Raw genomic sequence first — 14,289 nt, 5'->3', positions numbered from 1 at the left:
GTATTTATAAAATATTCTATAAATGTCTTATAGCTCCAGTTCACTCTGTTCCTGCATAGCTGCAATGGCTTTACGCACAGGACCAAAACTGCGTCGATGCTCTTCAATTACCCCATGCAAGGCAATTGCTTCAAAATGTGCTTTGGTTGGATAACCTTTGTGCTTGGCAAAACCAAAGTGTGGGAATTTATGATCCATTTCAACCATCTGATGATCACGAGTTACCTTAGCCAGAATACTTGCTGCTGAAATCTCGGCATGCAGTGCATCCCCACCAATGACAGCATCACAACTCATCGCCAAACCTCGAGGAATCTTGTTGCCATCAACCAGTACATGATCTGGTTGAATATCAAGTGCTTCTACCGCACGACGCATCGCCAGCAATGAAGCCTGCAAAATATTATGTTCATCAATTTCTGCTGCAGATGCTTCGGCAATTGCCCAAGCCAATGCTTTTTCCTGAATTTCAATAAATAACTTCTCACGTTTCTTTTCAGTGAGTTTTTTCGAGTCATTCAGACCTTCAATCGGATTATTCGGATCAAGAATAACTGCAGCCGCCACCACTGAACCCACCAATGGACCACGCCCTGCCTCATCTACACCTGCAATTCGCATCATATTTCCTTCAATTATTCAGCCCAAATATAAAAGCGGCCAAAGTGGCCGCTCATTTAAGCAAATCTTGCTTAGTTTTTCAAAGTTTCTACAACACAGGCATTCAATGTGCTACTTACCACTTTAGTTACCAAGGTTGCTTGAGAAGTTTTGTCCATTGCAGCAACAACCAGGTCAGCTGCTGTTACGCTGGTAGTCGCTTTCTCAGCTACACATGAACATACTTCGTTTTGTAATTCAGTCTGCTGAGTTTCAGTCATCAACTTAGATGCTGTTTTCCAGTAAGTATTATTATTGATTTCAGTGACGCATTTAGCCTGCACACCCACTTTTACTGCGGCCATTGCCAAGCCGTTCGCTGTAGTTGCAGCAGTTGAACCTGTTGTACCATTAGTGGTAACACAAGCAGTTAAAACAAAAGCCATGGGTGCAAGTACAGCTGCTAATTTTTTCACTGTAAATCCTATGTTGTGAATTAAAGATGCACTATTTTGCCGAAAATTAAAGCGTGAATAAATCACTATTTCAGCCCATGGAGTCAGTTGCGCAATTAAACGACGCCCATTGAAAATCCTGACCTATTTCACTAATTCCTGTACACAGCCTTTCAAACTATTCGCTACGGCTTGACGTGCCAACTGGTTTTTCGCTTCTTCATTTATTGTTGCTTTAAGCAAAGTTGATGCCGGCACATCTTTTAAAGCATGTTCACCCACACAATCACAGACCTTGTGTTCCAGTTTGGCTTTATTAGCGTCCTGCATCAGATAGGTCGAAACTTTCCAGACTGTGGAATCTTTGAGCTCTTGCCCACATTGATAGGCAATCACTGGCTTTAAAGCTTTTTGAGTCAGGCTTATATCGGCATGACTATGTGTCCAGAAAGCTAAAACAGCCACAGATATCGCGATAATATATTTTTTCATGAATTTACTCATTCAACAGAAAAAGGCGGAGCGAACTCCACCTCTTATGTACAGTTTACTTAAACCAATGCTTTGATCTTACTAATCCAGTTAGCCTTGTCTGCTTCACTGATAAATGAGGCTTCAAAGGAATTGATTGCCAGCTGTTTTAACTCATCATTGCTTAGATCCAGAGCTTCAGCAATGGCAATGAAATTGTCATTCATATAACCACCAAAATAAGATGGATCATCCGAATTCACAGTGACATGCACGCCCTGCTGTAACAGGCGACGAATATTATGTTGCTGCATATCATCTACCACACAAAGCTTTAAGTTTGAAAGTGGGCATACTGTCAGCGGCATTTTTTCTGCAATCAAACGCTGCATCAATGCCGGGTCTTCCTCAGAACGCACACCGTGATCAATACGGTTCACTTTCAACAGATCTAAAGCTTCCCAGACATATTCTGCCGGACCTTCTTCACCCGCATGTGCCACGATCAGGAAACCTGCTTCACGCGCTTTAGCAAAGACACGTTCAAATTTAGAAGGCGGATGTCCAATTTCACTTGAATCCAGCCCTACCCCAATAATTTGATCTTTATATGGCAAAGCCTGTTCTAGAGTTTCAAATGCTGCTGCTTCACTGAGATGACGCAAAAAACACATGATCAGATGTGAAGTAATACCAAGTTTTTCTGCGGCATCATCACATGCACGTTGCAGACCATTCAGTACCGTTTCGAAAGCAATTCCACGATCGGTATGGGTTTGTGGATCGAAGAACATTTCGGTATGTACAACATTGTCTTCGGCACATTTTTCAAAATATGCCCAGGCCAGATCGTAAAAATCCTGTTCATAAATCAGAACATTGGCACCGGCATAATAAATATCTAAAAAGGATTGCAGATTATGGAAATTATAGGCCTGCCTAACTTCCTCAACCGACTGGTAAGGAATGGCAATCTCATTACGTTGTGCAATTGCAAACATTAACTCAGGTTCAAAAGTACCTTCAATATGCACGTGCAGCTCTGCTTTTGGCATCGCCTGTATTAATTCAAGACGGTTCATCACTACTCCTGATTAAACCTGAGAAAAATAAAAAAGGGTGCAAACTGAGTTTACACCCTTTCTGAATTTGACAAAAATCAGCCACCAAATAGTGCAAATTTTAATGCCCAAAGCACAGCTACAATCCACACCATATACGGTACAGTTGAAGCCTTACCTGTGAATAATTTAATCAAAGCATAGCTAATAAAACCCATCGCGATACCATCAGCAATTGAATATGTGAATGGCATGAATACGATAGTCAAGAATGCTGGAACAGCTTCTGTAATATCGTCCCAATCAATATGCACGATACCTTGAATCATCAACACACCCACAAACAAGAGGGCTGGTGCTGTTGCAAAGCTTGGTACAGATTGAGCAAGAGGTGCTAAGAATAAGCAGGCAATAAACAGGAAACCGACAATCACTGCGGTTAAGCCCGTACGACCACCTGCAGCTACACCTGCTGAAGACTCAATATATGGTGTAGTTGAAGACGTACCTAATGCTGCACCTGCCACAATTGCAGATGAGTCAGCAAATAGTGCTTTTTTCAAGCGAGGTAATTTACCATCTTTTAATAAACCTGCGCGGTGAGAAACACCAACAAGAGTACCTGTTGAGTCGAATAAATCGACCAAGAAGAATACGAAGATGACACCGATCAAGCTTGCAGTAAACAAACCCTCAAAGTCCATTTGCATAAAGGTTGGCGTAATTGAAGGTACAGCACCGACCACACCTTTAAATTCGCTCAGGCCCATGGCAGCCGAAATGCCCGTCAGTACTAAAATACTGATGATAATTGCACCACGAACTTTAAAATGATGCATCACCACAACCATTAAGAAACCAAGCAATGCAAGCAATACCGATGGCTGTTTAAGGTCGCCTAGACCAACTAAAGTTGCTGGGTTATCGACAATAATTCCTGCGTTTTTCAGCGCGATAAGCGCAAGGAACAAACCAATACCACCACCAATCGCCAGTTTTAAGGACATTGGAATAGCATTGACGATTGCCTCACGTATTTTGAACATACTAATGGCAATAAATACCAGACCTGACACAAAAACGGCGCCCAATGCAGTTTGCCATGGCACACCCATTCCCAGACATACAGAATAGGTAAAGAAAGCGTTCAAGCCCATGCCAGGTGCAAGCGCAATTGGATAGTTTGCTACAAGACCCATCACCAGACAGCCAATTGCGGCTGCAAGACAGGTTGCAACGAAGACAGCCCCATGATCCATCCCTGTTTCGGATAAAATCATTGGATTGACAATAATGATGTAACACATGGTTAAGAATGTCGTTACACCTGCAAGAACTTCTGTACGGAAACTGGTTTTGTTTTCACTCAGTTTGAACAGACGTTCCAGCATGTTTTCGGAAGATGGATTAGGAGTCGTCATGACCTAGCCCCTATTGAGTAAACTTTATGCCTGAGCATTCCATAAAATCCTTCTACTTATTAGGTAAAGGATTTTGCGGATGAGTTAGCAACGAATATGCCAGCATCGCTATTCGACGGGTCAAGTAATCTTAAAGCACAGCAAAACAGTAACTATGCACTAAGCACAAAAAAACTAAACAAAAAAGCTGCATAACCTTATGCAGCTCATTAATAAATGAATTGAATCAATTGGTTACAATAACTCAAATCTGATCCAATATTTTGTTTTCAGAATTATAACACATTGATTTTTTATTGTTTCTAAAATTTAACTTTAATTCTCTATTCAATTTTCAACTGTTCAGTCATTTGAAAAGTTCATTGATTTTATGCAGTTAATAGCTTACTCAAGCAGATATCGTCTTAATGACGAATATGGTTACCCTCAATTGCCTGCAAAGAAATCTTGGCATCGGTAATGATGCGGCTTATTTCCTGCTGGCGCCTGTTTTCACTTTGCTTATACACATAGTATCCCAGTACCCCGACCAATAAAGCGCAAACTGGAATTACATAACTTTTCATAATTATAGGCATTCTTTTACATTTTTAAAATTGTATGAATAAATTATCAACTAATCATGTGACAAAGTAGGTGAAATTCTATATGAATTGTAATCAATATTATTAATTTGTAACCTAATTGACTCAGTTTAGCTTTATTAATATCAGGAATTCTACAATAAAAAAAATTATGCTTTTATCGTAAATACAAAGTATTAATCTGCTTAAATATTTTTATTAAAATATACTTCTTTCATAACTCAAAAAATGATTGTCCTATTCATATTTAAATAGATATTGAAAATTCCGTCTCCCTCTGGGATGAGAAGTATTACTTCGAAGAGAATGAGGGAATTTTTTAGAAAAAACCTCTCCCTGAGGAGCATGCTCCGCAAACCTCCTTGTAGGAGAGGTAATTCCCTTTATAGGGATTCAAAAATAATTTATGAAAGAACCCTATAATTAAAATTAATTATAAAAATCTTAAATAAATATCTATTTCCATTGAATATTTAATTTAAATGAACTCTAATTTCTTTCAAATAAAAGATGAGTAAAATTGAGCTTCTTACAGCCTTATCTATAAATTTTTATAAATCAATTTTTCTGACCTATTGTCAAAATCATCGATTAAAACTTTTATATTTTAACTGCTAACTCTCCCATATTTGCCGTTCTACTTTGAAATAGACTAAATTTTATCCTTTAAAATTAATGCTCCTTTTTGTAGCAGAATTCTTATCTGTAAAAAGAAAAAGTTCATTTTATGCGCCTTTTTAATGCTTAATTATTCATATATAAAAAAAAGATCACCCACAGGTGATCTTTTTTATTAAATAAGACTACCTAAGCAGCGAGTTGTTCATCACGCTTGAACACCAGCTCACCTTTAAGAGAACTCTCGGCATCAAAGTAGTATCCTTCAGTATTAAAACCTTTCAAATCCTCTACGCGATCAATCTGGTTTTCAATAATAAAGCGTGCCATCAGGCCACGTGCTTTCTTGGCATAAAAGCTAATCACTTTATATTTGCCATTTTTCTGATCCAGAAACACAGGCTTAATGATTTCTGCCTGGATTTTATTTTCCTTCACAGATTTATAGTATTCATCAGAAGCAATATTCACTAAAAGTTCTGAATTCGCCGCTGCAAGATCATAATTGATCAGCTCAGTAATGGTATGTCCCCAGAATTCATACAGATTATGACCACGAGAATTGGCAAGTTTTGTTCCCATCTCTAATCGATATGGCATCATCAGATCCAATGGACGTAACAAACCATATAAGCCGGACAGCATACGCAGATGTTCCTGGGCATAGCTAATGTCATGATCTTTTAGGTTATAGGCATCCAGACCTGTATAAACATCACCCTTAAAGGCAAAAATCGCCTGTCGTGCATTTGACAGATCAAATTCTGGCTGCAAGTCACGGAAACGCTCAACATTAAGATTGGCAATTTTTTCACTTACCGACATCAGGCTGGAAATTTCTGTTGCTGATAACTTGCTGGCAACTTCTATCAATTCCTGGGAATGTTCCAGCAATCTTGCTTGCGTATGCTGATCTGTTGGTAACGATGATTCGTAGTCGAGAGTCTTTGCAGGGGAAATTAATGCGAGCATAGCCAACCTGGTTAAAAAGTGATTAATCAAACTATATCAGTCGAGTTATTTTAATTCCAATTCATGTTTTTACTTAATACAATCGTTAAAATACGCCTTTCTCCCCTCATTTATCGATTTTCCTATGTCCGAGCAAATTTTCCTTCAGGGTCCTGTGGGACAAATTGAAGTTTTTGTGGATTATCCTCAGGGTGAAGTGAAAGGATTCGCGGTTGTTTGTCACCCCCATCCATTGCAAGGCGGTACACCACAACATAAAGTTCCAGTATTGCTGGCACAAATGTTTTTAGAGCGTGGTTGTGTTGTCTATCGTCCAAGTTTCCGTGGTTCTGGTCAAAGTGATGGAATACACGACGAAGGCTATGGTGAAACTGATGATGTACTTGAAGTGATTAAATTCGCTCGTACTCAACATATTGGCTTGCCATTCTATGCAGGTGGCTTTAGTTTCGGTGCACATGTCATGGCCAAAAGCTATGCCATGCTACCTATAGAATTACAGCCTAAACAGACGGTTTTATGCGGTTTGCCAACCGCCACCGTAGCAGGTTTACGCCACTATGTAACACCGCATATTAAAGGTGACATTCTGTTCCTGCATGGTGAAGACGATGATGTAACCCTGTTGTCGGATCTGATTGAATGGGCTAAACCACAGCGTCATTTGTTGACCATTTTACCAGGTGCCAATCATTTCTTTACTGGTTACCTCAAACAGTTGCGTATTGCGATTACGCGCTTTTTAATGCTGTAAAAAATTCCATAATTAAAAAAAGCGGCTCAATGGCCGCTTTTTTTAATTTTTCCATTCGAATTCACTAAAGCTTTCTTGCTCCTTGAGTGAAGCTTCTACGGCCTGTGCCAGTTGATTAAGGAGGCTTTGTTCGGTAATCCGATCCAGCCAGTCTTGTTCTTCATCTGGATAAGATACAATCTCACAGACAAAATGCCCTTCACTGTCACGACTTTCACAACTCACCGAAAGTGGCAATGCGTGTTCATCTACTGCAACAGCAACCTGTCCACCACTTTGTGGCAGGGTTTGAAAGCCATATTTTCCGAGTTCATCAGCAAGAAATTGCGCGACATACTCTTGGGTCTCACGACTATCCTGTAATTGCTGTTGGCTTTGAGTATTGGCCATAAATTTTAATTTTCGCATCGCTACATCCAAATGGCTTTTTTCTTGTATGGGTTTAGCATAAGCCAATATAAACAAAACAGCCAAGCAAAAGCTTGGCTGTTTCACATAAATTTAAGGATTATTCTGTCACTTCAATCGCCAGACCAGCCTGAGACGTCAGTTCAGTAAAGGTTGGAAAACTGGTGGCGACTGTTTCAGTCCCGACAATCTTGATTTCACCTGAGTTACGCAGACCTGCAATCGAGAAACTCATTGCGATACGGTGATCATGATGCGATTCAATTTCACCACCGGTAAAGATTGGTGACCAGTCACCTGCCTTGCCTTTACCTTCGATGAAAATACCATCTTCAGTCGGCGTGCAGTCGATGCCCATGGTTTTTAGGCCATCTGCCATGACTTGAATACGATCCGATTCTTTGACACGCAGTTCAGCCGCACCCGTCAGGATCGTTTGACCTTCCGCACATGCCGCTGCAATAAACAATGCCGGGAATTCATCAATTGCCAATGGCACCTGATCTTCAGGCATATGAATACCTTTTAAGGTACGAGTACCACAAATACGAATGTCTGCAATCGGTTCACCGCCCGCAATACGCTCGTTTTCAACCGTAATATCCGCACCCATTTGCTTCAGAATTTCAATGACACCGGTACGGGTTGGGTTAATACCTACAGCTTCTAAAGTCACGTCTGCATTTTCAGTAATTGCCGCACCCACCATAAAGAAGGCAGCAGATGAAATGTCTGATGGCACTTGGATATTGGTGCCGACCAATTTTCCGCCACCTTGCAGTGAAATCCGGTTACCTTCAGTTTTCACTTCATAACCAAAGGCACGCAGCATACGTTCAGTATGGTCACGTGTTGGTTCAGGCTCAGTCACCGAAGTTTCACCTTCAGCCCAAAGACCTGCCAGTAAAATCCCTGATTTCACCTGAGCTGATGCCATTGGCAAGTCGTACTGGATCCCTTTCAGGTTTTGATTGCCTGTAATGGATACCGGCGGGGTACCACGTTCCCCTGTAGTCTGAATCTGTGCACCCATTTCACGCAAAGGCTTGGCAATACGCTCCATTGGACGTTTAGATAGAGAAGCATCACCCGTCATCACAGAATCAAATTTCTGCGCTGCCAGCATACCGGACAGCAAACGCATTGAGGTACCTGAGTTGCCCATATACAGTGCAGACTGTGGTGCTTTCAGACCGTGCATCCCCACACCATGAATCGTCACTTCACCATTTTTAGGACCTTCAATGCTTACACCCATATCACGGAAAGCTTGCAGAGTCGCTAAAGCATCTTCCCCTTCAAGGAAACCGGTAACATGGGTTGTACCTTCAGCGATAGCACCAAACATGATGGAACGGTGTGACACAGATTTGTCACCTGGCACGGTAAATTTGCCCTGGAATTTCTTGGCACCCGGCTGAATGGTAAATTGTTGTGTCACTTGATTTTTCTCCATGAAAGGTTTCTTGGCGAGCATATGGTTGAAATGCTGGCGAGCTGCCTGCGCATGTCCCAGTAAGCCCATCAATGCTTGGGAATCTTCGTCTTCAATCAGCTTGCGGATAATTTCCAGCTGAGCCTCAAAGCCATCTACAGCATTCAGAATTGCTTTTTTGTTGGCAAAAAAGATGTCATGCCACATTTGTGGATCACTGGCTGCAATTCGGGAAAAGTCCCGAAAGCCGCCCGCAGCATAACGAAAAATATCTAAATTGTCTTCACGCTTGGCCAGTTGTTCGACCAGGTTAAAGGCCATCAGATGCGGAAGATGACTGGTATGCGCCAGCACTTCATCGTGCTTTTCCACATCCATACAAATCACTTCCGCTTTTGCCGCCTGCCACAGTTGAATCAGTTTATCGACTGCCCACGCTGCACTGGTCGGCAACGGCGTCAAAATCACTTTATGATTGGCAAACAGATCAACCTTGCCTGCATGCACACCCGTATGTTCTGCACCGGCAATCGGATGACCCGGTACAAAACCTGCAGGTAATGCATCACCAAAAACCGCTTTGGCCGCCTCAACTACATTGCCCTTTGTGCTACCCACATCGGTAATAATGGTACCTTCAGCCAGATAAGGCTGAATCGTTTCCAGTACTTTTTGCGTAGCACGTACGGGTAACGCTAGGACGATCAGGTCTGCACCTTTGACAGCTTCTACAGGATCTGCATAACCTTCGGAAATTAATCCCAAGGCTTTGGCATCTTCCAGCGTTTTTTGCGAGCGGGTCGATGCTACGATGTCATTGGCTAAATGTTCAGCCTTAATCACACGTGCCAGACTTGAACCAATCAGTCCAAGTCCAATAAAGGCAACTTTTTCAAACAGTGGCTGCGACATAACTTAAGCTTTTGCCTCTAAGCCAAGTACTTTGCCGAGTGCAGCAAGGAATTTGGCATTTTCAGCTTCGGTACCAATCGATACGCGCAAGTGGTTAGCAATACCCACTGGACGCACAATAACACCTTGCTTTAATAAACCATTAAAGGTTTCAGCAGGATCTGCTTGAACATCGACTAAAATGAAGTTTGCACGTGAAGGCACATAGTTTAAACCTAGAGCTTTAAAACCCGCTTCCAGCTGCGCCATACCGGCTTTATTCACTTCACGAGATTTCTCGATGAAAGCTTCATCTTTCAGTGCAGCAACTGCAGCCACCATCGCCAAATGGTTCACGTTAAATGGTTGACGGATACGATTTAAATAGTCAGTTACTTCAACCGATGCCAATGCAAAACCAACACGCAGTGCAGCCAGACCATAACACTTAGACAAAGTACGGCTGACAATCAGGTTAGGATACTGCTTCAAGAATTTCAAGCTATTGAAGTTTTCCGGGAAATACTCCACATACGCTTCATCCAGCACTACGATCACGTTTGCAGGCACTTTCTGCATGAACGCTTCAAATTCAGCTTCTTCAAACCAGGTGCCTGTGGGATTATTTGGATTGGCAATGAAGATTAACTTAGTGTTGTCTTTAATTGCAGCCGCCATCGCCTCAAGATCATGCGAGAAGCCTTTTGCTGGTACTTCAATCGCTTCAGCATGGATCGCTTGAGTTACCAGAGCATATACTGCAAATGCATGCTGGCTGTAAATCACAGAATCGCTTGAAGAAACGAATGCGCGGGCAAACATTTCCAGTAAGTCGTTTGAACCGTTGCCCAAAGTAATCTGGTCATGATTAAAACCAAATTGTGCTTTGATCTGGTCTTTCAGGATAAAACCACCACCATCTGGATAACGACCAATTTCTGCCAGTTCTGCAGCGACTGCTTCTTTGACTTTATCTGAACAGCCCAACGGGTTTTCATTTGAAGCAAGTTTCACAATATCAGTGATCCCTAACTCACGTTCAAGCTCACTGATTGGCTTACCTGGCTGGTATGGCTTTAACTTTGAGATGCCTTGATTGGCTGGCACGAACGACATTTTATACTTCCGATTTACGTGTGAAACAGTGGTCAGCACCCTCGCACTGACCACAAATGGCTGACTTAAAGTACAGCTTGAGGATATGAACCCAATACGCGAACTTCTTTCACCAAAGGACGAATTTCTTCAATCGCAGCTTTAACATGTTCCTGATCAATATGACCTTCCAGATCGATAAAGAATACATAAGCCCATTTTTCAGGAAGTGCAGGACGCGTTTCAATACTGGTCAGACTGATATTGTGCTTTGCAAATGGCGCCAGAATTTCCAGCAAAGCCCCGGCACGATCATGTGCTGAAATCAGTAATGAAGTCTTGTCATTACCGCTTTGTGGTACTTTCTCGCGGCCAATCACCAGGAAACGTGTCGTGTTTTCCGGATTGTCCTCGATATTGCTGTGCATGATCTCAAGATTGTAGATATTCGCAGCAATTTCAGAGGCAATCGCGGCAGAGTGCCACTCATTCTGAATACGGCGTGCGGCTTCGGCATTTGAGCTGAGTGCAACACGCTCAACACCTGGATAATGGGCATCTAGCCATTTACGGCATTGTGCCAAAGTCTGCTGATGCGCATAAATCTGCTTGATACTGTCTTTACGGGTATTTTCAGAGATCAGGAACTGGTGATGAATTGGCAATTCCACTTCACCAATCACATTGAGATGCGAAGTTTTGAAACAGTCTAAAGTATGGTTCACCACACCTTCAGACGAGTTTTCAACTGGTACCAGACCATAATGCGCACTTCCCGCTTCTACTTCACGGAATACTTCATCAATGGTTGGCAATGGACGTACTACAGCATCATGCCCAAAATGTTTCAATACTGCTGAATGCGTATAGGTGCCCACAGGCCCCAGGAAAGCAATACTTTGTGGTGCTTCGAGCGCTAAACATGCCGACATGATTTCACGGAACAGACGTGCCATGGTGGTATCAGACAGTGGCCCCTCATTACGTTCCATAACATTACGCAAAACCTGCGCTTCACGTTCAGGACGGTAAAACAGTGGATTCTCTTCTGAAGCAAACTTTGCTTTTGCTACAGCTTCTGCCAAACGCGCACGGCGATTAATCAATTGCTGGATTTGCTGATCAACTGAATCGATATCTTCACGAATCTTAGCCAAATCAAGAGAAGTCGTAGTGTTTTGATCGTCGTTGATCATTGTTATGTCGCCCTTCATAAACCGTAACTGTTTCAGTATAACAAGAGTAAGCTTTCAAATGTTACGCAATATGACTTTGTCTTTTAAAAGTCAGTTATTTATGCGTTGCCTAACCACTCATCGCATCTGCAATGTTTAGTAACATTTTCCACAGCATATTCAGCAAAAATTACATTATCAAATTGTAAAGTTTGCGTTTACATCTTAACTGATTTTAGGATGGATGAATTATCATTATTTCTTAATCTATATAACGATTTTAACCATAAGAAAAATCATGCAAAGACTCAAAAATCAGCAATGGAAAGACGTTGCTAGATGATCAATAGTTCATTTTAAAATTACCGCTCAACCTCCTGCACATATGCTTTTTTTACTTGTTTTAACAGAGATTTTTACATTTAACATGTATTTATTTACAAAGCAGGGACGATTTTTAAACCCTATCCCGCTAGCCTGTTCAAAACTTAGGCAGGAGCAAATACATGCCAAAAAGAATAGCTGTGCTTGTCACTCATAATTTTGATGATCAGGAATATTTTGAACCTGTAGAAGCCTTTCGTGCTGCCAGTCACAATATCTGCAATATTGACCATGAAGCTGGAAAGGTCATATATGGTCAGAAACATACAGCTTCAGTGACCATAGATGAAAGTATTGACCATATCTGTGTCGATGATTTTGACGCCCTACTGATTCCAGGTGGAGAATCTCCCCTGACCTTCACTTCAGATGCTGTCGTTCTAAAGTTGATTCAGGAATTTAATGCAGCCAATAAAACCATCTTTAGCATCTGCGATGCTTCATTATTACTCGGTGCAGCTGACGTGCTGAAGGACCGGATTATTACCAGTATTCGTGATCATGCGCACTGGCTGCAAGATGCAGGCGGTCGTTATTATGATGCAGAACTGGTCAATGATAATAACCAGTTGATCTCTTCACGTGCACCAGACGATTTACCTGTGTTTATTGATGAGTGCCTAGAAGTATTAAAGTCTTAAAATATGAAAAATGTCATTTGCTCCCTTACATAAAAATGAGCCCTTGTAGGCTCACTTTTACTTTATAGCGAATGAAATACTTTTAGCGACCTAATAGGCTACGTGCCACGATTTCTTTCATGATCTCGTTCGTACCACCATAAATCCTTTGGATACGCGCATCGACAAAGAAACGGGAAATCGGATATTCAGTCATATAGCCATAGCCACCAAACAGCTGGAGCAAATTATCCGCAATTTTCATCTGCATGTCAGTTGAAAAACTTTTTAAGGCTGCTGCCGTTTCAACATTCAGCTTGCCCTGCATATACAACTCAACATTCTGGTTATAAAACGCCGCTGTTGCCAGTTCATCAATCTTGGCCTGTGCCAGTACAAAGCGAGTATTCTGGAATTGGCCCACTGCCTGACCAAAGGCTTGACGCTCTTTGACATAGGTCGTGGTGATATCAATTGAACCACGAATCGCACCCAAAGCCGTAGCCGCAATCGCAGTGCGCTCACGTGGCAGTTCTTGCATCAGGTATGCAAAGCCTTGGCCTGGTTGACCGAGTAACTGATCTTTTGGCACTTTGACATTATCAAAGAACAGCTCAGAGGTATCTTGTGAGTGCAGGCCAATCTTGTCCAGATTGGTGCCTTTCTTAAAACCTTCCAGATGAGTATCTACCAAAAGTAATGAAACACCTTTGGCACGCGCTTGTGGGTCGGTTTTTACAGCCAGCACCACCAGATCGGCATGCTGACCATTCGAAATAAAAGTTTTGGAACCATTTAACAGATAGTGGTCGTCCTGCAAAATGGCGCTGGTTCGAATTGCCTGCAAGTCAGAACCGGCACCTGGTTCAGTCATACCGATGGCACCGACCACCTCACCAGTCACCATTTTAGGCAGCCAGTATTTCTTCTGTTCTTCAGTGGCGATATGCAGGATATAGGGTGCAGCAATATCCGAGTGACATGACAAACCAATAGAGAGTGCACTAAACCCTGCACGTGCCGACTCTTCGAGTAACATTAAGGAGTAATGGGTTGGCACACCATAGCCACCATATTCTTCTGGAACATCCACACAAAGAAAGCCATTTTCACCTAGCGCATTCCAGACTGAACGTGGAATCTTGCCCTCACGTTCCCATTGCTCATAGTGCGGTGCAATCTGTTCGCCCATAAAGCGTTTAAAGTTATCGCGGAATAATTCCAGGTCTGCATCATATGCCAGCATTGTTCTATCCTTGTGGTGTTTATCATTATATTTCCACAGACAGGCTAGCGATTTTTAAGGTCAGTGTCATGCGCTAATATGATTTTTTTTCAAACTTTA

14 protein-coding genes are annotated in these 14,289 nt (G+C 42.0%); 2 read left to right on the top strand and 12 right to left on the bottom strand.

Annotated elements, in window-relative coordinates; all coding sequences use genetic code 11:
* Window positions 1-27 precede the first annotated feature (27 nt).
* The 7 genes from rnhB to yaaA all read right to left on the bottom strand — a co-directional run bounded on the left by rnhB (window position 28) and on the right by yaaA (window position 6,182).
* On the bottom strand, window positions 28-621 hold the full coding sequence (gene rnhB / locus BK820_RS08585; protein ID WP_071320653.1) for a ribonuclease HII: 594 nt from the start codon (window positions 619-621) through the stop codon (window positions 28-30).
* Between the two features lie 71 nt (window positions 622-692).
* A complete protein-coding gene (locus BK820_RS08580; RefSeq protein ID WP_071320652.1) occupies window positions 693-1,076 on the bottom strand; it encodes a hypothetical protein in 384 nt (127 codons plus the stop codon).
* Between the two features lie 123 nt (window positions 1,077-1,199).
* Window positions 1,200-1,547 (bottom strand): hypothetical protein, encoded by a 348-nt coding sequence (locus BK820_RS08575; protein ID WP_071320651.1) that lies wholly within the window; start codon window positions 1,545-1,547, stop codon window positions 1,200-1,202.
* Between the two features lie 59 nt (window positions 1,548-1,606).
* Entirely contained in the window at window positions 1,607-2,608 is a 1,002-nt protein-coding gene (locus BK820_RS08570) for an adenosine deaminase (RefSeq protein WP_071320650.1), read from the bottom strand.
* A gap of 77 nt (window positions 2,609-2,685) precedes the next feature.
* Entirely contained in the window at window positions 2,686-4,008 is a 1,323-nt protein-coding gene (locus BK820_RS08565; protein ID WP_071320649.1) for an NCS2 family permease, read from the bottom strand.
* Between the two features lie 404 nt (window positions 4,009-4,412).
* Window positions 4,413-4,574, bottom strand: a complete 162-nt coding sequence (locus tag BK820_RS15490; protein ID WP_171260604.1) for a hypothetical protein — start codon at window positions 4,572-4,574, stop codon at window positions 4,413-4,415.
* 825 nt (window positions 4,575-5,399) lie between these two features.
* Window positions 5,400-6,182, bottom strand: a complete 783-nt coding sequence (yaaA, locus tag BK820_RS08560; RefSeq protein WP_071320648.1) for a peroxide stress protein YaaA — start codon at window positions 6,180-6,182, stop codon at window positions 5,400-5,402.
* Window positions 6,183-6,306: 124 nt separating this feature from the next.
* On the opposite strand from yaaA, the gene BK820_RS08555 reads away from it, so the two are divergent.
* The gene (locus BK820_RS08555; RefSeq protein ID WP_071320647.1) at window positions 6,307-6,936 is read left to right on the top strand and encodes an alpha/beta hydrolase; all 630 of its coding nucleotides are present in this window, start codon (window positions 6,307-6,309) and stop codon (window positions 6,934-6,936) included.
* Window positions 6,937-6,978: 42 nt separating this feature from the next.
* Here BK820_RS08555 and BK820_RS08550 read toward each other — a convergent pair whose 3' ends face one another.
* From BK820_RS08550 to pheA, 4 genes are all read right to left on the bottom strand, one after another.
* A complete protein-coding gene (locus BK820_RS08550) occupies window positions 6,979-7,344 on the bottom strand; it encodes a hypothetical protein (RefSeq protein WP_071320646.1) in 366 nt (121 codons plus the stop codon).
* A gap of 100 nt (window positions 7,345-7,444) precedes the next feature.
* Window positions 7,445-9,691, bottom strand: coding sequence for a bifunctional prephenate dehydrogenase/3-phosphoshikimate 1-carboxyvinyltransferase (locus BK820_RS08545; protein ID WP_071320645.1), 2,247 nt, complete (start codon window positions 9,689-9,691; stop codon window positions 7,445-7,447).
* Window positions 9,692-9,694: 3 nt separating this feature from the next.
* A complete protein-coding gene (gene hisC / locus BK820_RS08540; RefSeq protein WP_071320644.1) occupies window positions 9,695-10,786 on the bottom strand; it encodes a histidinol-phosphate transaminase in 1,092 nt (363 codons plus the stop codon).
* A gap of 65 nt (window positions 10,787-10,851) precedes the next feature.
* Complete coding sequence (gene pheA / locus BK820_RS08535) at window positions 10,852-11,961, bottom strand: prephenate dehydratase (RefSeq protein ID WP_071320643.1); 1,110 nt, start codon at window positions 11,959-11,961, stop codon at window positions 10,852-10,854.
* 485 nt (window positions 11,962-12,446) lie between these two features.
* Between pheA and BK820_RS08530 the strand changes: the two genes are divergently transcribed.
* The gene (locus BK820_RS08530) at window positions 12,447-12,965 is read left to right on the top strand and encodes a DJ-1/PfpI family protein (protein WP_071320642.1); all 519 of its coding nucleotides are present in this window, start codon (window positions 12,447-12,449) and stop codon (window positions 12,963-12,965) included.
* Between the two features lie 82 nt (window positions 12,966-13,047).
* On the opposite strand, the gene BK820_RS08525 is transcribed toward BK820_RS08530, so the two are convergent.
* A complete protein-coding gene (locus tag BK820_RS08525) occupies window positions 13,048-14,190 on the bottom strand; it encodes an acyl-CoA dehydrogenase family protein (protein ID WP_008302554.1) in 1,143 nt (380 codons plus the stop codon).
* Between the last annotated feature and the right edge of the window lie 99 nt (window positions 14,191-14,289).

It is taken from the genome of Acinetobacter sp. LCT-H3 (assembly GCF_001866125.1).
Taxonomy (GTDB): domain Bacteria; phylum Pseudomonadota; class Gammaproteobacteria; order Pseudomonadales; family Moraxellaceae; genus Acinetobacter; species Acinetobacter schindleri.
This window is presented reverse-complemented; position numbering and strand designations above follow the sequence as displayed.